This is a genomic window from Comamonas sp. JUb58 (assembly GCF_004364775.1).
GTDB lineage: Bacteria > Pseudomonadota > Gammaproteobacteria > Burkholderiales > Burkholderiaceae_C > Comamonas.
The window spans coordinates 109,224-127,977 of record NZ_SOAL01000011.1; the positions used below are offsets into that span (position 1 = coordinate 109,224).

General features: G+C 64.8%; 20 protein-coding genes. 11 read left to right on the forward strand and 9 right to left on the reverse strand.

All coding sequences use genetic code 11. The features are described 5' to 3' along the window. The first annotated feature begins 18 nt into the window (after positions 1–18). The 4 genes from EDF71_RS13575 to EDF71_RS13590 all read left to right on the forward strand — a co-directional run bounded on the left by EDF71_RS13575 (position 19) and on the right by EDF71_RS13590 (position 3,785). Positions 19–1,155, forward strand: a complete 1,137-nt coding sequence (locus tag EDF71_RS13575) for an iron-containing alcohol dehydrogenase (protein ID WP_133857113.1) — start codon at positions 19–21, stop codon at positions 1,153–1,155. 9 nt (positions 1,156–1,164) lie between these two features. Continuing rightward, a complete protein-coding gene (locus tag EDF71_RS13580) occupies positions 1,165–2,061 on the forward strand; it encodes a dihydrodipicolinate synthase family protein (RefSeq protein ID WP_133857114.1) in 897 nt (298 codons plus the stop codon). Positions 2,062–2,108: 47 nt separating this feature from the next. Further along, positions 2,109–2,873, forward strand: a complete 765-nt coding sequence (locus tag EDF71_RS13585; protein WP_133857115.1) for a DeoR/GlpR family DNA-binding transcription regulator — start codon at positions 2,109–2,111, stop codon at positions 2,871–2,873. Positions 2,874–3,104: 231 nt separating this feature from the next. Further along, positions 3,105–3,785 (forward strand): phosphoribosylanthranilate isomerase, encoded by a 681-nt coding sequence (locus tag EDF71_RS13590; protein WP_133857116.1) that lies wholly within the window; start codon positions 3,105–3,107, stop codon positions 3,783–3,785. A gap of 34 nt (positions 3,786–3,819) precedes the next feature. Here the strand turns inward: EDF71_RS13590 and EDF71_RS13595 are convergent, their stop codons facing one another. The 4 genes from EDF71_RS13595 to EDF71_RS25040 form a co-directional block, all read right to left on the reverse strand. Then, positions 3,820–4,797, reverse strand: a complete 978-nt coding sequence (locus EDF71_RS13595; protein WP_133857117.1) for a zinc-binding dehydrogenase — start codon at positions 4,795–4,797, stop codon at positions 3,820–3,822. A gap of 11 nt (positions 4,798–4,808) precedes the next feature. After that, on the reverse strand, positions 4,809–5,489 hold the full coding sequence (locus EDF71_RS13600; RefSeq protein ID WP_133857118.1) for a type 1 glutamine amidotransferase domain-containing protein: 681 nt from the start codon (positions 5,487–5,489) through the stop codon (positions 4,809–4,811). 31 nt (positions 5,490–5,520) lie between these two features. Further along, positions 5,521–6,132, reverse strand: a complete 612-nt coding sequence (locus EDF71_RS13605; protein WP_133857119.1) for a TetR/AcrR family transcriptional regulator — start codon at positions 6,130–6,132, stop codon at positions 5,521–5,523. A gap of 237 nt (positions 6,133–6,369) precedes the next feature. Continuing rightward, positions 6,370–6,534, reverse strand: coding sequence for a hypothetical protein (locus tag EDF71_RS25040; protein WP_166656535.1), 165 nt, complete (start codon positions 6,532–6,534; stop codon positions 6,370–6,372). A gap of 222 nt (positions 6,535–6,756) precedes the next feature. Here EDF71_RS25040 and EDF71_RS13610 point away from each other — a divergent pair, with 222 nt between their 5' ends. From EDF71_RS13610 to EDF71_RS13620, 3 genes are all read left to right on the forward strand, one after another. Continuing rightward, positions 6,757–7,011: a hypothetical protein gene (locus EDF71_RS13610; RefSeq protein WP_133857120.1), complete on the forward strand. Its 255-nt coding sequence runs from the start codon at positions 6,757–6,759 to the stop codon at positions 7,009–7,011. Between the two features lie 163 nt (positions 7,012–7,174). After that, a complete protein-coding gene (locus EDF71_RS13615; protein ID WP_133857121.1) occupies positions 7,175–7,717 on the forward strand; it encodes a Chromate resistance protein ChrB in 543 nt (180 codons plus the stop codon). Further along, entirely contained in the window at positions 7,701–8,933 is a 1,233-nt protein-coding gene (locus EDF71_RS13620; protein ID WP_208301045.1) for an MFS transporter, read from the forward strand. The genes EDF71_RS13615 and EDF71_RS13620 overlap by 17 nt, the downstream gene beginning before the upstream one ends. Here the strand turns inward: EDF71_RS13620 and EDF71_RS13625 are convergent. The 4 genes from EDF71_RS13625 to EDF71_RS13640 all read right to left on the reverse strand — a co-directional run bounded on the left by EDF71_RS13625 (position 8,927) and on the right by EDF71_RS13640 (position 13,827). Further along, complete coding sequence (locus EDF71_RS13625; protein ID WP_133857123.1) at positions 8,927–10,153, reverse strand: RhtX/FptX family siderophore transporter; 1,227 nt, start codon at positions 10,151–10,153, stop codon at positions 8,927–8,929. The genes EDF71_RS13620 and EDF71_RS13625 overlap by 7 nt on opposite strands. Next, positions 10,150–10,608: a cupin domain-containing protein gene (locus EDF71_RS13630; RefSeq protein ID WP_133857124.1), complete on the reverse strand. Its 459-nt coding sequence runs from the start codon at positions 10,606–10,608 to the stop codon at positions 10,150–10,152. Before EDF71_RS13630 ends, EDF71_RS13625 begins: the two co-directional genes overlap by 4 nt. A gap of 20 nt (positions 10,609–10,628) precedes the next feature. Continuing rightward, positions 10,629–12,824, reverse strand: coding sequence for a TonB-dependent siderophore receptor (locus EDF71_RS13635; protein ID WP_133857125.1), 2,196 nt, complete (start codon positions 12,822–12,824; stop codon positions 10,629–10,631). Positions 12,825–12,948: 124 nt separating this feature from the next. Next, positions 12,949–13,827, reverse strand: a complete 879-nt coding sequence (locus tag EDF71_RS13640) for an AraC family transcriptional regulator (protein ID WP_133857126.1) — start codon at positions 13,825–13,827, stop codon at positions 12,949–12,951. Between the two features lie 319 nt (positions 13,828–14,146). Here EDF71_RS13640 and EDF71_RS13645 point away from each other — a divergent pair, with 319 nt between their 5' ends. Genes EDF71_RS13645 through EDF71_RS13655 form a run of 3 tightly spaced genes read left to right on the forward strand, consistent with a single transcriptional unit; the run spans position 14,147 to position 16,514 of the window. Continuing rightward, positions 14,147–14,473 carry a DUF3649 domain-containing protein gene (locus EDF71_RS13645; RefSeq protein WP_133857127.1) on the forward strand — a complete coding sequence of 109 codons (327 nt, stop codon included), beginning with the start codon at positions 14,147–14,149 and terminating at the stop codon, positions 14,471–14,473. Between the two features lie 35 nt (positions 14,474–14,508). After that, the gene (locus EDF71_RS13650) at positions 14,509–16,185 is read left to right on the forward strand and encodes a PepSY-associated TM helix domain-containing protein (protein WP_243854302.1); all 1,677 of its coding nucleotides are present in this window, start codon (positions 14,509–14,511) and stop codon (positions 16,183–16,185) included. Beyond that, on the forward strand, positions 16,182–16,514 hold the full coding sequence (locus EDF71_RS13655) for a DUF3325 family protein (RefSeq protein ID WP_133857129.1): 333 nt from the start codon (positions 16,182–16,184) through the stop codon (positions 16,512–16,514). Before EDF71_RS13650 ends, EDF71_RS13655 begins: the two co-directional genes overlap by 4 nt. A gap of 62 nt (positions 16,515–16,576) precedes the next feature. On the opposite strand, the gene EDF71_RS13660 is transcribed toward EDF71_RS13655, so the two are convergent. Next, positions 16,577–17,065 carry a hypothetical protein gene (locus EDF71_RS13660; protein ID WP_133857130.1) on the reverse strand — a complete coding sequence of 163 codons (489 nt, stop codon included), beginning with the start codon at positions 17,063–17,065 and terminating at the stop codon, positions 16,577–16,579. A 301-nt stretch (positions 17,066–17,366) separates the two neighbouring features. Between EDF71_RS13660 and EDF71_RS13665 the strand changes: the two genes are divergently transcribed. After that, positions 17,367–18,230, forward strand: a complete 864-nt coding sequence (locus tag EDF71_RS13665; protein ID WP_133857131.1) for a transglutaminase family protein — start codon at positions 17,367–17,369, stop codon at positions 18,228–18,230. The last annotated feature ends 524 nt before the right edge of the window (positions 18,231–18,754 follow it).

Below are 18,754 nucleotides of genomic sequence, written 5' to 3' on the forward strand. Positions count from 1 at the left end.
AATCCAGGAGACAAAGACATGCATATCCATAGCACCGTCCTGAGCGGCCACAAGGTCCTCGATGACATCGCCTGCCTGGTGAACGGCAAGCACAAACTGCTGTTTGTCAGCGACCAGAACATCATCGGCATTGCCGGCGTGCAGGCGCTGCTGGACAAGCTCCGGCGCGCAGCCACCGAGGTGCTGGTGATCGACGATGTGCCCCCCGAGCCATCGGATGCCGATGTGGAGCGCATTCTGCAGGAGCGCGATCTGCGCGGTGTGGATTTTGTCGTCGGCGTAGGCGGTGGCAGTGTGCTGGATGTGGCCAAGCTGCTGTCGGCGCTGGCGCATGCCGAGTCGCCCAGCCTGGCCGAGTTGCTGGCAGGCACCAAGGTCACGCAGCGGGTCAAGGCGCTGATGGTGCCGACGACGGCGGGCACGGGCTCGGAGGCGACGCCCAATGCGATCCTGGCCATCCCTGCGCGTGAGACCAAGCAGGGCATCATCTCGCCGGTGCTGCTGCCGGACTATGTGGCCCTGGCGCCGGAGCTCACGGTGACCATGCCGCACAAGATTGCCGCCTCGACCGGTGTCGATGCACTCTGCCACCTGATCGAGTGCTTTACCGCCAGCATTGCCAACCCGGTCGCCGACAACTACGCGATGATTGGCATGAAAAAGCTGTTCGAGAACCTGGAGCTCTCGGTGGCCGAGCCGGACAACCTGGAGGCCAAGCTCAATATGCTCTGGGCCTCGTACTACGGCGGCGCCTGCATTGCCCATGCCGGTACGCACCTGGTGCATGCCATGTCCTACCCGCTGGGCGGCAAGTACCACATCCCCCATGGCGTGGCCAATGCCATCTTGCTCGCGCCTTGCTTTGAGTGGCTGCGCCCGCTGTCCGTCGCCAAGCTGGCACGCGCTTACGAACTGGTGCCGGGAGCCGATCTGTCGCTGGACGACGAGGGCAAATCGCATGCGCTGGTCGCCTACTTTGCCGACCTGGTCAAGCGCCTGCGCCTGCCAGCCAGCCTGCAAGAGCTGGGCATTGGCCGCGACCACCTGCCCGATATGGTGAAGGCCGCGCTCGATGTGCAGCGCCTCATCAAAAATGTGCCCGGGCCCGTCACGGGCGCCGATATCGAAAAGGTCTACCTGAAGCTGTTTAACTGAGACAACACCATGGCAAACAACAAAAAACTCCAAGGCATTCTGACGGCCATCATCACCCCCATGGACGCGGAGGACCGCTTTGCGGAAGCGCCGTTCCGCGAGCAGATCGACCGCCAGATCCAGGCCGGCAACGGCATTTTCTGCGGCGGCACCAACGGCGAGTTCTTTGCGCTGACCGAGGGCGAAAAGCGCCGCGTGGCCGAGGTGGCCATGGAGCAGGTGGCAGGGCGCGCCAGCGTGGTCGGCCATGTGGGCGAGGTGTCGACGGCCGAATGCATCCGCGCCGGCCGTGAGATTGCCCGCCTGGGTGTGGACGCGGTCGCCGCCATCACGCCCTGGTTTGTGCCGCTGTCGCAGGATGAGCTGCATTGGCATTTCAGCGCGATTGCAGATGCGCTGGAGGTGCCCGTCTATCTGTACAACATCCCCGCGCGCACCGGCAACACCATTGCGCCAGAGACCGCCAAGCGCCTGGCCGCGCACCCCAATATCGCGGGCATCAAGGACAGCGCCGGCAGCCATGAAAGCCTCAGCGGCTTTCTGAAAGTCGCCAAGGAAGTGCCGGATTTTGTCGTGTTCAACGGCCCGGACAGCCTGATCCACCAAGGCTTTGTAGAAGGCTGCGCGGGCGCCGTATCGGGCCTGGCCAATGCCGCGCCGCGCGAGATCAATGCGATCTGGACCCGCTTTGCCGCTGGCGATATTGCTGGCTCGCGCCAACAGCAGGAGACGGTGACCAGCCTGCGCGAGACGCTCTACAAGGTCTGCTTTGCGCCGGCCGCCGTCAAGCGCGCCGTGCAGCTGCTGGGCTACAACGTGGGCAACAGCAAGTACCCCGTGCGTATCAGCGCCGAGCAGGAGGCGCAGATGCGCGAAATCCTCAAGGCCCATGGCATCTCGGGTTAAGCTCTGAGCCGTTATCGCTATTGCGCTGTAGCCAGCCCACCCATCCCATGAAGGTCGCCAACCGACGAGAGTCCATTCTCCATGCCGTGAATTCGGGTATGACCGATGTGGCTGCGCTGTGCGCGCGGTTCGCCATCTCCGAAGCCACCGTGCGCCGCGATCTGCAGGCGCTGCAGCAGGACGGGCGCCTGCTGCGCGTCTACGGTGGCGCGGTGGCGGCCCCCATCCGGCATGAGCCCGAAGAATCGCTGGAGCTGCGCAAGGTGCATGACGGCGAGGCCAAGGCCGCGATCGCGCGCAAGGCCATCAGCCTGATCGAGCCGGGCGACACCCTCTTTATCGATGGTGGCACCACCACCGATGCGCTGGCCCGCCTGCTGCCCAAGGACGATTCGCTGCGCATCATCACCAACAACCTGCTGGCGCTGAACACCCTGAGCGCCCGTGATATCCCCGTCACCCTGATCGGCGGCGACCTGCGCCGGGGCAGCATGAGCGTCTACGGCTCGCTGGCCGATATGGCGCTGGAGCGCCTCACATTCGACAAGGTGTTCTGCAGCGCCGATGGCATCGATGCCGAGTTTGGCGTCTGCGAAGGCTCGATCGAGCAAGCCTGGTTCAAGGAAAAGCTGTTCCGCCGCACGCGCGAGGTCTATATGCTGGCCACCGCAGAAAAGCTGGGCCGCAAGTCACAAATGAACTGGTCGCCCATCCATCGCCAGTGGACCTTGCTGACCGATGCCGCGCCCGAAAGCCATGCCGTGCAGGCCTTCAGCAACCACCCCTTTGTGACGGTAGTGCCGATCGGCTGACCGGGCCGCGCACGGCGGCGCCAGGCCTTGTTGAGTGCAAAGGCAAAGCCGCATTGGCGAGAAAACGCAGACGAGACAGGGACTTGGAGGCCGCTGGCTACAATGCCTGCACCCACAAGCCTGACAGGATTGCCTCGCCAATCGCTGCAGGCCTTTTTTCGGCGTGCACCATGCATCGCCGCAAACTTCGGGCTGCGCCGCAGCCTGTCTGTTGAACCTCCAAGATTGACTATGAGAACACGCATCAAGGTGTGCTGCATTGCCTCGCCACAAGAAGCCCAGATAGCGATCCACGCCGGGGCCGATGCCCTGGGGCTGGTGGCGCGCATGCCCTCGGGCCCTGGGCCTATTCCGGACGCCATGATTGCGGCAGTGACCGCCTGTGTGCCGCCGCCGGTAGCGACGTTTTTGCTGACATCGGAGACCATGGCGGAGGCGATATCGGCGCATATCCGGGCCACCAACCCCTCGACCGTCCAGGTGGTGTCGCACATCGATCCCGCCGAGTCCGAGAAGCTGGCCTTGCTGGAGCCGCATGTGCGCCGAGTGCAGGTGATCCATGTGGAGGGGCCGGAGGCCTTGGCGCTGATTCCGCTATATGCGCCGCATGTGCATGCGTTTTTGCTGGATTCGGGCCGGCCCAATGCTGCGGTGGCGGAGCTGGGTGGCACGGGCCGCGCGCATGACTGGGCCGTCAGTGCCGCCTTTGTGCGGGCCACGGACAAGCCGGTGTTTCTGGCGGGCGGCTTGTCGGCTGCCAATGTGGCTGCGGCCATCCAGCAAGTGCGGCCCTATGGCCTGGACCTGTGCTCGGGGGTGCGTAGCAACGGCCAACTGGACGCCGCCAAGCTGGCGGCGTTTGTGCGGGCGGTCGAGCAGGCTGATGCGGAACTGACCAGCCCGTTGGCCTGAGCGCGCTTCAGCCAGCCCAGCCGCCTGCGGCCACTCAAGGCCTGAGCAACACCTTGCCCTTGCGGCCCGGTTGCAGGCTGGCCGCTGCGGCATGGGCGGCGTCGCCCAAGTCATAGATGGCCTCGGTCGGCAGCTTCAGCTCAGCACTCAGGATGCGCTGGATCAGCTCGCCCAGCAGGCGCCGCTTGTCCTGAGCGGACAGGGCCTCGCTCACCTTGCTGCCCCAAAAGCCTTTGACAGTGGCCTGTTTGAAGATCATGGCCCCGGAGTCAATCTGCATCGGCTCGCCCGCCATGGTGCCAAACGACACCAGGGTGCCGCCTTCGCCCAGCAGGGCCAGCAGCGCTGCGCTGGAGGCACCACCAATCGAATCGACGGCGGCGTAAGCGCCTTGGGGGCCGAGCAGGGCGCTGGCGCTTTGCTGCCAGTCCGCTTGCGCGGTGGACAGGACATTGGCAATGCCCAGGTCGCTGAGCTCTTGCACACCGGCATCGCGGCGCACCAGGTTGAGCACCTGCACACCGCGCGCGCTGGCCAGCATGGCCAGGGTCTTGCCGACGGCGCCATTGGCCGTGTTTTGCGCAATCCATTGCCCGGCTTGCACGTTCAAAAACTCCAGCAGCATCAAGGCGCTGAGCGGCATGGCGATGAGCTGGGCGGCCACTTCATCGGGGATGGCCTCGGGCATGGGCACCAACTGGCGCGCAGGCGCCAGAAAGTACTCGGCCCAGGTGCCGTGGACGCCGGCCACCGCGACGCGCTGGCCTACGGCGATGCCCTCGACGCCAGCGCCCAGTGCATCGACCAGGCCCACGGCCTCGCTGCCGCCAATGGCGGGCAGCTCCGGCTTGTAGCCGTAGCGGCCACGGATGGTCCAGAGGTCATGGTTGTGGATAGGGGCGAGCAAGGTCTTGATGCGAACCTCGCCGGCCGCGGGCTGGGGCATGGGCTGCTCGCCCAGGCCCAGTACATCGGCGGGCTCGCCGAAGCTTGTGTGGATGGCACTGCGCATGGTGACTGTCCTTATTTTGCGAGCATGGACAGCAGGGCCTCGGCCACCGCTTCGCTGCTGGCGGGGTTCTGGCCGGTAACCAGGCGGCCATCGACCTCCACATGCACCTGCCAATCCGGGCCCTTTTGGTAGTTGCCACCCAAGCGGCTGAACTCATCTTCAATCAAAAACGGCACCACGGCGGTCAGACCGACTGCGTTTTCTTCGCTGTTCGTGAAGCCCGTCACGCGGCGGCCGGCCACCAGGGCTTGGCCATTGGCGGCCTTGACCTGGATGAGCGCGCCCGGTGCATGGCAGACCAGACCCAGCGGCTTGCCTGCGCGCTCAAAGGCTTCCAGCAGTGCAATCGACTTGGCGTCGTTGGCGAGATCCCAGAGCGGGCCATGGCCACCGGGGTAGAAGACGGCATCAAAGTCATCGGCCTTGATCTGTGCCAGTGGCGTGGTGGCTGCCAAGGCGGCCTGTGCCTGCGGATCCTTGCGGAAGCGCTCGGTGGCGGCGGTCTGGGCATCGGGCTCGTCGCTCTTGGGGTCCAGCGGGGGCTGGCCGCCCAGCGGCGATGCCAAAGTGATCTCGGCGCCTGCGTCCTGGAAGACGTAGTAAGGCGCGGCAAATTCTTCCAGCCAGAAACCGGTCTTGCGGCCCGTGTCGCCCAGTTGGTCGTGGGACGTCAGTACAAATAGAACTTTCATGGGGACTCCTTGGAGGATGAAGGGAGGGGGGTTAGGAGGTGGAGGCTTCGCAGGTCAGCAGATGCACCGTGGCCGCCCGCGCTTGCACCAGCGACGATCGGTCCTGGCTCAGCTTGGCCAGCAGTGCCGCGCCCAGCCACATTTGGTAGAGCACACGCGCCACCACCAGTGCGGGCGGGCCGGCAGGCAGCGAGCCATCGCCGCGCGCCGCATCAATCACGGCAGCAATCCTGGCCAGCAGGCGCTGCACACCGTCGTTCAGCACCTGGCGCATTTCTTCGGACAGGTCGGCGACCTCGGCCGCCAGCTTGACCACCAGGCATTCTTCGGCCCAGCCGCAGGTGCCATCGCCGGGCGCTGCAATCCAGGCATCCCAGTAGCGCATCAGCCGTTCATAGCCGCTGCCATCCGCTGCCAGCAGGCCTTCGACCTTGCGGCCATAGCCGTCGACATACTGCTGCAGCAGCGCGCAGCCAAAGGCCTCTTTGGATGGGAAGTAGTGGTAGAACGAGCCCTTGGGCACGCCGCAGGTCTTGAGAATTTCCTGCAGGCCCACAGCGGCAAAGCCCTTGCGCAACACCAGCTGGTGCCCGGTATCGAGGATGTGCTGGCGGGTGGCTTCCGCTTTCTTGGTCAAGGTCATGGGCTGGATTCTAGTTAAAAATAGACCAGTCGTCTATCAATGCATAAAAGCCCTTTGGGGTTGTGGGTGTCGATCGATGCATGGGACGTGATGGCTGGCGGCGGAGCGCGCCAAGCTTTCGGCGGCATGTGCTGGCCGAGGAGAAGATGTTGCAAGCATGGACTCTCGCTGCCCCGGCCTCATTGCTATGCGCTCTGATCTGCGTTGTCGCTGGCGAAGATCTGCAAAAGGGCTGTGCTACTTCTTCGCGTTCTGTAACGCCATCAGCCGCCGAAACTTGTCAAAAGTCTTGCTGACATCGGTGGAAGCAGCCGGCACATAGCGGTTGGGCTTGGCGCCGCCTTGGGCCACCAACGGGCGGGTGGGCATGGTCAGCATCGGTGGCGAGTAGGGGGCTGGCATGGGGCAGGTCTCCTTGGATTTTGGTCCATGCTCGGGCAAGCAGAAGGCAGATCCTGTCAGCCATCACCGCGACTGACTGTCCTCGGCCGCTGCATATGAAACAAAAAGGCGCTCCTATGCTATGTTTGTGACAGCCGCAGGATGACGACATGCCACCGGTCGGAGGGTGTTGTGTCGCAGACCTGGTTTTTTTCATTGCGATGCGCCCGTAGAGGAGGCCCTATGAGATCCCGTGCAAAGTCTTTGTCGGAGCTACAAATAACCGTGGTCACGCCTGACCAGATCAAGTTGTTCAAGATGGCCTATCTCGCCGGCGTCACTGACGCCGCCGCCATTTTTGATGCAGATACGGAGCTGGTCGCCAGTGACCAGGTTGCCGAGCGCATTACCCAGGCAATGGACGAGGCGGTCGCCTCGTTCGAGGACGATTGCCTCTCCGTCGGCCCCTGCCATTTGGCCCCCGAGTCTGATACCTAGCGCCGCCACAGAGTGGTTCGGCCAGCCCCGCATGCGGGGCTTTTTTACGTCCTCTGCGACCGGCAAGAATGGGAATCAGGTCATAAAAATTTCATCTGACACAGCTGTTAGAAGTTGTTCGTTCAATTTAAAATGAAACGGTCGTCACAAAATTGGATGATCCATGGATTCTATCAAATGGTTGCTGCTGACCTATAAAGTACCGGCCGAACCCACTGCCAAACGCATGGCGCTGTGGCGGCGCCTCAAGGCGCTGGGGGCCGTGTATCTGCAAAACGGCGTATGCCTGCTGCCCAAGACCGATGACCATGTGCGCCGGCTCAAGGTGCTGGAGAACGACATCGCCGCGATGGACGGGGACTGCGTGCTGCTGGAGACGATTGCGCTCGACCGGATGCAGGAGGACAAGGTCATCGCCCGCTTCAAGGCCGACCGCGACGACCAGTACCGCGAGCTGCTGGGACGCTGCCAGGATTTCGAGGCCGAGATCGCCAAGGAGATTGCGATCGAAAAGTTCACCTATGCCGAGCTGGACGAAGAAGAGACCGATCTGAAAAAACTGCAGGCCTGGTACGAGAAGATCCGCAAGCTGGACTTCTACGATGCGCCGCTGGCGCAGACGGCGGCGGAGCGCCTGCAGCACTGCGAATCCTTGCTGGAGGCCTACGCCCAACGGGTGTATGAGGCGCATGATGAAAACCGCTGAGCCGCAACCACCCGCAGACAACAACGCATTGCAGCGCGGCGCACGCGCGGTGCCGCGCAGCGTCTGGGCGCTGGGCTTTGTGTCGATGCTGATGGATATCTCGTCCGAGATGGTCCATGCGCTCTTGCCCATCTACATGGTGGCCGTGCTGGGCACCTCGGTGCTGGCCGTGGGTGTGATCGAGGGCATTGCCGAGGCAACCGCCTCCATCGTCAAGGTGTTCTCTGGCGCGATCAGCGACCGCTTTGGCAAACGCAAGCTGCTGGCCGTGCTGGGCTATGGCCTGGGTGCCCTGACCAAGCCGGTGTTTCCGTTGGCGAGCGGCCTGGAATGGCTGGTGGGCGCGCGCTTTGTGGACCGGGTGGGCAAGGGCATTCGCGGCGCGCCGCGTGATGCGCTGGTGGCCGATGTGACCCCGCCGCATTTGCGCGGCACCGCCTATGGTTTGCGCCAGACCCTGGACACCATCGGCGCCTTTACCGGTCCCTTGCTGGCGATTGGCCTGATGTGGTGGACAGCCGACAACTACCAGCTGGTGTTCTGGCTGGCAGTGCTGCCAGCTTTTGCGGCGGTGGCGGTGCTGGTGTTTTTTGTGAAAGAGCCCGCAACAGCCCTGGCCCAAAGGCCGCGCCAGCTGCCCTTGCGCCAAAGTGAGCTGCGGCGTTTGCCCCGAGCCTACTGGGTGGTCGTGGGCCTGGGCCTGGTCTTTACCTTGGCGCGGTTCAGCGAGGCGTTCTTGATCCTGCGTGCGCAGTCGGCTGGCCTGCCGCCGATGTGGGCGCCTGCGGTGCTGGTCGTCATGGGCCTGGCCTATGCGCTGTCGGCCTATCCGGCCGGGGTGCTGTCGGACCGCCGCCCCCGGCAGGATGTGCTGCTCGCCGGCCTGGGCTTGCTGATCGCCGCTGATCTGGTGCTGGCCTTTGTGCCCGGTGTGCTGGGCCTGGGGCTGGGCGTGGCGCTTTGGGGCCTGCACATGGGTTTTAGCCAGGGCCTGTTCAACGCGATGATTGCCGACAGCGCACCGGCCGAGCTGCGCGGCACCGCCTTTGGCATCTTCCACCTGCTGACTGGCCTGGCCTTGCTGCTGGCCAGCGTGATTGCCGGGCTGCTCTGGGATGCCATTGGCTACCAGGGCACCTTTGTCTGTGGCGCGGGCTTTGCGCTGCTGGCGGCGCTGGGCTTGATGCTGCAACGCCGCCAACTGTCTCCTCAGTAGCGCGGGCTGGGCAGAGAGGATGTGGCGCGCGGCAGGGCCAGCACGCCGGCCAAGGTCAGCGCCGCCACCACGGCACCGGCCGCAAAGCTGCCGCTGTAGCCCATCTGGGCGGCCAGCGCGGTCAGTGATGAGGAGGTGCTGATTTCTCCCAGGTCCCGGGTGCTCTGGATCACGGTCATGTCGGTGCCGGCCTGCCGGCCCTGGCCTGCAAAGGCCATGGCCATGGTCATCATCGATACGGAGGCCGCGCCCGAGCCAAAGCAGCCCAGCACAGTGGCCAGCCACACCCAGTTGCTGGGCAGAGGCCCTGACAAGCTGGCCAGCCAGATCCATACGCAGGCCGCCAAGCCGCCGGAGGCAATACCCAGGCCAAACATGGAGTGGGCGCCCCAGCGGCCGACCAGCCAAGCACCGCCGCCGCAGCCCAGCAGCACGGTGACCAGGCCGCCGACCATGCCGACGCGGCCCACCTGTTCCAGCGCCCAGCCGGCATCAATCAGCAGCAGCTTGGACAGGCCATAGCCGGCCACGGCCGTCATGGCTGACAGAAAGGCGGCCAGCATCAGCGGCCAGGCGCCGGGCCGGCTGACAAAGCCGCGCAGGCTGGCCAGGCCGGCGCGGGCGCCCGCTGGCATGGAATGCTCCTGCCAGCGCCAGGCCAGCAACCAGCTGCAGGCGACGGGCAAGGCCAACACGGCCAAAGCCAGGTGCTGGCCCCAAAGCCCGGTAAGCAGCAGGCAGCCCGAGCCACCAAAGAAAAAGCCCACCATGGTGCCGCCCACCTGCAGCGCATTGGCACGCGCCAGTGCCGGCCCTTCAAACTGCTCGGCGGTCAGGCCATCGGTGGCAATGTCCTGTGTGGCGCTGGCGATGGAGCTCAGGGCCGCCAGCGCGATGATGGCCGGCGCCGTGCTGGCTGACATGCCCAGCAGCGCCGCGCTTGCCAGGCATAGCAGCACCAGCGCCTGCATCGGCAAAATCCAGCTGCGCCGGCGCCCCAGGGTGGCGGACCAGCGGTTGTCCACCTGCGATGCCCAGAGGAACTTCAGCACCCAGGGCAGGCCCACCAGCGGCAGAAAAGCCAGGCTGTCCAGCGATGCACCTTGGCGGCGCAGCAGCGCGGGCAGGGCCTCCATCGCCAGGCCCAGCGGAATGCCCTGGCTGAAGTAGAGGCTGGCGATCAGCAACCAGCGGTGCGCGGTCTTGGCCTGCGTCCTCATGGCTGCACCTCGGCGCTGGGCGCATCCCGTTCCGCATCCAGGCCATCGGCCACCTTGCGGTGCTCGCTGCCCACACTGGGGGTGACAAACATCAGCCGGCCCGCTTGCTCCACCTGCAGGCGGTGCCAGGTGCCGCGCGGCACGATCAGGGCCTGGCCCGGGCTCAGGCGCACTTGCTGCTCGGGCTGCTGGCGGGCAGACAAGGTGACGAGGATGCAGCCTTCGAGTAGGCAGAGCACTTCTTCGCCATGCGGGTGGCGTTCCCAGTGGCCGGCATGGACCGAGGCATCATCGCTGACCGGTTTGATGCCGATGATCCAGTCGGCATCGGTATTGCCGCGCTGGCGGTAGTCCAGCGGCTGGACGGCCGAGCCGGGCAGCAGGGCCAGCAACTGATCGGCCAGCGCAAAGCCTGCTGCGGGCAGTGCTGCAGGGGGGATGGGGTGCATGTTCATGGTGTCCTTCAGATGCGGTCTCAGTACTTGGCCTGCAGGGTCAGCATGGCGCTGCGCGGCTCGCCGTAGCGGTTGTTCCAGGCCGTGCTCGACAGGCTTTGGTAGTAGCTGCGGTCAAACAGGTTGTTGATGTTCAGCGCCACGCTCAGCTGCTGGTTGATGCGGTAGCCCAGGCGCATATTGGCCAGCGCATAGCCGCCTTGCCGCAGGGTGCTGGCGCCTGACACCACCGAATAGGCGCTTTGTGCCTGCACGCCCAGGCCCAGGCTCCAGCGCCGCTCATCCACCGGCAGCTGGTAATTGCCCCAGAGCCGGAGGATGTGCTTGGGCGCAAAACGGGCAAAGGGCTGGCCCTCGGCGCTGGCGTCCTTCAGGTACTTGGTGGTGTTGAAGGTGTAGCCCGCGCTCAGGCTCAGATCGCGCGAGATGCGGCCGCTGGCCTCGGCCTCCAGGCCCTGGCTTTCGACCTCGCCGGAGGCAATGTAGTAGCAGGCATTGCCCACGCAGGGGTGCGCCGGGTCGCTTTGTGCCCGGTTCTTTTGGCGGATGTTGAACAGCGCCAGGGACACATTCAGTCGACCCTCGGCCAACTCGCCCTTGATGCCGGCCTCGTAGTTCGTGCCCTCGACCGGGTCGAGCAAATCACCTGCCCAGGTCATCTGCGTCTGCGGTTGGAAGATCTGGGCATAGCTGCCGTACAGCGACCATTGCGGAGTCAGCGCATAGACCAGGCCGCCATAGGGTGTGAACTGCGCGTCGATCTTGGCGCTGGCCGTGCTGCTCTCCTGCTTCCACTGGCTCAGGCGCCCACCCAGGATCAGCTTGAGCGGATCGCTGAGGCTCAGGCGAGCCATGCCGTACAGGCCCGATTGCGTGGTGCGCGTGGGGCCGCGCGAGCTGTAGTCGCCAATGGCCGGCTTGGGCGCGCTGTAAGGGTCCCAATCCCAGACATTGACCGGCACATCCAGCGTCGGCACAAAGCTGGCGCTGCGCTGCTCGGTGCTGGTCTTTTGGTAGTTGGCGCCCAGCAGCAGCTCATGCGTTCTGCCCAGCAGGTGGAAGGGGCCGCTGGCAAAGGCGTCCAGGCTGTCCTGGCTGTTGTCGAACTGATATGCCCCGCCGGTCAGCTTGGGCCCCAGGCCGGTTTGCGGGTTGACCGCGCCATTGGCACCTGCGTACTGCAGCTCGGAGTCGCCACTCAGGTGGTTGACCGTGAGCTTGGTTTGCCAGCCGCTGTCCCAGTGGTGCTCCAGCCCGGCAAAGCTGCGCGTGGTGTTCCAGTCAAAGCGGTCCCAGGCGGTGTCCAGGTAGGTGGAGCGGGGCAGGCCAATATCGCGGCCATCGGCATAGAAGGGCACGCCCGACATGTTGGTGACCGAGCGGATGCGCTGCTTTTGCAGGCCAAAGCTCAGTACGGTATCGCGCGTCAGGTCCAGCTCGCCCACGCTGTACAGGTTGGTCGATTGCTGCTCCCCCACATCGTAGAAGTAGCCCCGGTCCTCGTGGCTCAGCACCAGGCGCGCGCGCAGGCTGCCGCTGGCATTGAGCGGCCCGCCGATATCGGCTTCGGCGCGGTAGCGGTCCCAGTTGCCCAGGCCCAGCGAGGCATTCGCGGCAAAGCTGCGCTGCGGGCGCTTGGGCACCAAGTTGACAGTGGCCGCCGGGTTGCCGCTGCCGTGCAGCAGGCCGGTGGCCCCGCGCACGATCTCGACGCGCTCGTACATGGCCATGTCCTGGGGCGGGCTGGCGGTGTTGCCCATCAGGATCGGCACGCCATCCTGCTCGAACGCATCGATCTTGAAACCGCGCGCATAGTAGCCGGTGGTCAGCAGGGTGAAGGGCTGCACCGTCACGCCCGGCGACTGCTGCATCACATCGTCCAGGCTGCGCAGGTTCTGTTCCTGCATGCGTTCCTGGTTGATGATGGTGATGGACTGCGGCGTTTCCTTGACCGATTGCGACAGCTTGCTGACCGAGGTGCCGCTGTCCGGCGAGGCGGTCACGGTGATGCTGGGCAGGGTGCTTTCGCCCGCCTCTTTGGCTTTGTTTTGCAGGGCCGCTGCATCGCTGGCCTGGGCCAGTGCCAGCCCGGCTTGGGCGCAGAGCAGCAAGGCCGCTGCGCTGCGTGGGCCTGCTGCCCAAGGGTGGGTGGATAGCGCGCTGGACGGCGCTCGGCTGCGGTCGGGGTGCTGGCCGCCTAGGTCCCGGTGCGACATGTCGCATTCCTTTGTTGTTGAGAATCAATCTCAATAATTCTAGGAAGCGGCCTGCGCAGCCTTTAGCGATTGCAGAAGTCTGGTTAGCGATTGCGCCACTGTTGTGTGGCAGGGCCTGATGCGCTTAAAGCGCGCTGGGCGCCAGGCCGAAGCGCTTGCGGAACACCTTGCTGAAGTGGGAGCTGGTATAGCCACTGGCGCGCGCTGCATCGGCCACGCTGATCTCGCCTGCGGCCAGCATGCGGTAGGCCAGCTCCAGCCGCTGCTCGCGCACAAAGCCGTAGACGCTGGTGCCAAACAGCTGCCGAAAGCCCAGGGTCAGCTTGTTCACATTGGTGCCGACCTGGCGCGCCAACTGCTCCAGGCTGGGGGTGTCGTGCAACTGCTGGCGCAAGATGTCCTGCGCGCGCTGCAGGCGCCGCACATCCTGCGAGCTGAGCGCCACTGCTGGCCGCTCGTCTGCTGCCTGGCCCATGCCGGCCACTACGGTGGCCATCAGCTCCAGCGCTTTGCCCGAGAGGTAGATATGCCGCATGGCGCCTTGCAAAGGGCACATCAGCATCTGCGTGCCCAAGGCCTGCACCAGCTTGTCGGCGCGGCGGTCCACCGTCAGGTACTGGCTGCTGCCAGGCTGGGCGTCGAGCTGGCGGGCCAACTGCGCCAAGTCCAGGCCAAAGGCATCGCCCAGGCTGCTGCTGGGCATGCGCACCGTGATGTACTGCAGCGGCGCTGCCGCATCAAAGTGGTGTTGCACCGTGAAGGGGGCATCGCTCAGGCTCATGTGGAAGGCCGGCCCTTGCACACAGATGGCCTGGCTATCGCGCAGCTGGTAGCGCAACTGCCCGCCAAGCACCAGCACCAGCTTGATGCCGGGCTCCACCACCTCCGTCATCTGCAGGGGCTCGTCAAACTGCAGCACGCCCCCGGCCAGCGATACCTGGGGCGAGACAGAGGGCAATTCCCAGCCATAGGCCGGTGCCAGTGAGGGTGCTGCGGTGGACATGGTGCTGCGAAATCGGTTGGGTGCTGAAGGGGCGTGGGTAGGCAGGTCCGCTTTTGACGGTTGGCTAACGGCGGACGGTAATGGGTGCCGCGCCGATGTTACTTGATATTGATTCTCAATTACTAAACCATGGGCAGGCGTTGGCTCGCTGTGCGGGTGATAACGGCGGCCAAGTCCGAATATCGTGGTTTGGAATATTTATCAAGACTCATTCTCATTTAAAATACCGCGCGGCACTGCCCGGCCTCGCTGCACAGCGAGCCGCTTGCAGTGCCCCGGACCATGCCACCGTGGCGGCCCGGTTCACAGGATTGTCTAGATGCAAACAGCCGGGAATCACCAACCAGCAGCCGGCCTGCTGGGCTATCGCGCGCGGGTCGCGTCACGGGCCGTGGCCGCCATTGGCGGCGGTTATGCCTTGGCAGCGGCCACGGCCGCAGCGGGGGCCGTGGGCTTTCAAGCGTTCGGCATGGCCCGGGTGGATGCCACGATGGCGGCGACGATGCTGGCCTTTGTGGTCTACGCGATCGCAGCGATGTGGGCCTTTGGCTGCGCAACGGCGGTGCGCGCCTGGCTGGGCATTGCGGTGCCGGCCGGCGCATTGGCACTGATCGCCTGGATGCTGGCACCGGGAGCAGCGGCATGAGGGTCGATGGCAAACCGGAGGGCCTGCGGCAATCGATGTCCTGGTTGCATACCTGGAGCGGGCTGCTGCTGGGCTGGCTGCTGTATGCGGTGTTCTTTACCGGTACCTTGAGCTTTTTCCGCAATGAGATCACCGACTGGATGCGGCCCGAACTGCACCAGTCCGTACCCGATGCGGGCACTGCCCAGCGCGGGCTGGATGCGATGCAGGCGATTGCACCCAAGGCCACGACCTGGACTTTGTCCCTGCCCAACGAGCGCCAGACGGCCATCGAAGCCTCCTGGCGCGAACCCGGCGCCGCCGCGGGCCGTGCCGGCACCCAGCGCACCACCTTGGATGCCGGCACCGGCGAGCAGCTGCAGCCGCGCGAGACCCGGGGCGGCGCCTTTTTGTACCGCTTCCATTTCGAGCTGTATGCGATGCCGCGCATCTGGGGCCGCTGGATCGTGGGCTTTGCGACCATGCTGATGCTGGTGGCCATCATCAGCGGGGTCATCACGCACAAGAAGATCTTCAGCGACTTCTTCACCTTCCGCCCGCGCAAGGGCCAGCGTTCCTGGCTGGATGCGCACAATGCCACGGCCGTGTTGGCGCTGCCTTTTCATCTGGTGATCACCTTCAGCGGCCTGGTGCTGCTGATGAACATGCTGATGCCCTGGGGTGTGCAAACGGCCTACAACGGCGACAGCAACGCCTATTTCTCGGAATTGCGCGGCAACCGCCAGGCGCAACCGGGTGCGGCCAATGGCAACGCTCCGCGCGAAGGCGGCCGCGCCAACCGTCAGGCCGATGCCGCAGCCGACACGCCCGTCGCCATGGCCCCGGTGGGCCCGATGCTGGACGCCGCGCTACAGCAGTGGCCCGCCCATGGCGTGGGCAGCATCACCGTCAATGCACCGGGCACTGCCCGCGCCACGGTGGAGCTGCGCGAGGGCGGCGGCTCCAGCCTGGTCAACCGGGGTGCGGCATCGACCTTGTTGTTCGATGGCGTGACAGGCGAGCCGCGCCAGGCGCCCGAGGCGGCCGCTATCTCCTGGCCGCGCGCGACCAGCAATGTCGTATCGAGCCTGCACCTGGGCCGCTTTGCCGAGCCGTTGGTGCGCTGGCTGCTGTTTTTGAGCGGCGTGGTGGGGACCATCATGGCGGCGACCGGCATGGTGATCTGGGTCGTCAAGCGCCTGCCCGAGCGGCGCAAGCTGGGCCGCACACCCCATGGCCACCGCCTGGTGGAGGTGCTCAACGTAGGCGCGATCGCCGGTCTGTCGGTGGCAACGGCCTCGTTCTTCTGGTTCAACCGCTTGCTGCCGGCCGATTTGGCAGGCCGCAGTGATTGGGAGATTCGCGGTTTCTTTACGGTGTGGGCGCTGTGCCTGCTGCACCCCATGCTGCGCCCGCACCGCCAGGCCTGGCGCGAGCAGATGCTGCTGGCCACCGTGCTGCTGGCTTTGTTGCCGCTGCTCAATGGCTTGAGCGGCGGTGCATGGCTGCCCCAAAGCATCGCTAATGCGCAATGGAGCATCGCAGGCTTTGACCTGATGATGCTGGTGCTGGCGGCCTTGCACGGCTGGATGGTCTGGTGGCTGGTGCGCAGCAAGCAGACGGCGACACCTCCCGCGCGCAAACCCGCTGCCGCTGCGAAGCCAGCCGCCGCCGATGCCGGTTTGCTGGCGCCGCATGCCGCTGTCGCCAGCGCGATGGAGCAGCAACGATGATCGCGATCGCAAGTCTGCTATGGGCCTTTGCCGGTTTTGCGGCACTGGCGGCCGCCATGGACCGCCATGAAGAACAACTGGGTACTGCCGCGTTCGCCGCCACGCAGCGCCATGGCTGGCAAGCGGGCGGCAGCGTTTTGCTGCTGCTATCGCTGCTGGCCTGTTTGCAGCGCTGGAACGCCTCGGTCGGCATCGCCGCATGGCTGGGTCTGCTGACCTTGGCGGCGATGGCATGGGGCCTGGTGCTGACCTATGCGCCCGAGCGCGCCCGTCGCCTGGCTCTGGCTGCTGCAGCCTTGGGAGCGGTGGCAGCGGCCCTTGCGTACTGAACGCAAAGTGCCGCGCCAGGCGATAACCTGGCGCGGCGTAGTTGCCTCAAAGGCTGTCTGAATTAACCCTGGTTGGTCTGCTTGTAGGAGCGGTTGGCGCGTTCCCAGGCAGCTTTCACAGCAGGCTCGGCCTCCGTCCAGCCCAGGCGGCTTTGCGCACGCTCTGCTTGCCAGCGGCGCTCCCAGTCGCTGCGGGCGTCGTCCCAATCAACAATGCCGTCGCGCACCGACTGGTAGCCAGCGCGGTAGGCGGGGGCGTAGTCGTCGTAGGTATAGCCTTCGGCAAAGTAGGGCTCGCGCTGGTAGGCATCCGACCAGTAGGCATCTTCAGCGGTGGGGTTCACGGCTTCGGCAGCGCCCTTGCCAGCCAGGCCGCCAATGACGGCGCCGACGACACCACCTACTGCGGTGCCCACGGGGCCGGCGACCGAGCCTGCGGCTGCACCAGTCAGCGCACCACCGGCTGCACCAATGCCGGTGCCAATGGGGTGGGCGCCAGGCTCATCGGTGATCGGATCGGGGTTGAGTTTGGGGTCATGAGGATGGGTCATGCTGGGCTCCTTGGTTCGGTAATGGACTTCCGTCCTGGTGCCTCCATGGTGCGGCGCAGACCGGGCCCAGGCCGTAGGACAAGCGCAGCAGCCCTGGTACGACGGGCCTGCGCTGGCCTGTCAACAGCGCCTTGCAGCCCAGGTGGCCGGGGACCACAAAGGCGCAGGGCGTTTGCCTGACAGACGCCGCGCGCCGCGCGCAGCACACTGACTACAGCGCAGCCGTTTGCCAATTGGATGCGGGCTGGGTCTGCCACCAGCCAGGAATCTCCCTCAACGATGGCCCCGTATACCCCACGCCATGATTCGACTTCAGTTTTCTCTGGAGCTTGCCTATACAGTGCATACGCCCAGCGCCGACTTTTTCTTCAACTTCCACCCCGCCCATACACCGCAGCAGACCGTGATGTCTGAGAACCTGACGGTCAACCAGGCCGCCGCCATCTGGACCCTGCAGCAAGATGCCAGCGGCCAGCGCAATATGCGCTTGCATGCGCAGACGGGGCCGCTCAAGCTCAACTACCAGGCCACGGTGGAGATCTCGCACTACAGCGATGACCCCATGCAGATCGCCGAGGTGCCGCTTTACCAGTTGCCGCTGGATGCGCTGCGTTATATCTACCCCAGCCGCTACTGCCAGTCCGACCGGCTCGCCGGCTTTGCCTATGACCTGTTCGGCCATCTGCCCCCCGGCTATGCGCGGGCCCAGGCCGTGTGCGACTGGGTGCAGCAGCATGTGAAGTTCCGCTCCAATAGCTCCTGCGGCACCACATCGGCCATCGACACCATGGTCGATTGCGTCGGCGTCTGCCGCGATTTTGCGCACCTGATGATTGCGCTGTGCCGCGCCATCAACCTGCCAGCGCGCTTTGTGACCGGTACCGACTATGGCGCCGACCCAGCGCTGGGCCCGCCTGATTTTCATGCCTATGTCGAGGTCTACCTGGGCGGTCGCTGGTACATGTTTGACCCCTCGGGCACTGCCATCCCCATGGGCATGATGCGGCTGGCCACCGGGCGCGATGCCGCCGACGCCGCCTTTGCGACGATCTTTGGCGGGGTCACCAGTGAGGCGCCGCGCATTGAGGTGGTGGCGGAGCACAACGGTGGGCAGTGGCAACTGCCGGTGCATACGGACCAGGGTTTGTCGACTGCCGTGGTTTGAGGCACTGCGCTTGCGGCTGCATCCTTTGATATGGCGCAAAGCTTGGCGATTGCGCTTTGCAACTGCGATAAGCCAAAAAAATGCCGCCCCGTTTGGGGCGGCAGTGCATTCAAGAAGAAAGCCGATCCTGAAAATCAGGGTGTCCATGCAAATTAAGAGAGGGAGGGAGGGTACGCATGAACTCGGCGAAAGCGATGGTCAAATTCTAGGACCGCTATCGGCGTTTGACAGGTTCGGACCTTGCGCAATCGTCAGCAATTGACAAAAAAAGAGCCCGCATTGCTGCGGGCTCCAAGGTCGATTTCCTTTTCTTCTACTTCTACCTCCCTCCAGAGGAATCGAGATCATATGTCAAAACTATGACGATCTCATTATCATAAATTCAACAAATGTCAGCTTTTTGAAAGCTTGGAGATTCCTAGCGGGAATCTATTCAGCTCATGTTAAATGCTATCAACCTATTAGTTGACTGAGTAATTCAATGTTGGCCCGCTCAGTAGCGCTGATTTGCGCAGGCACGGCCG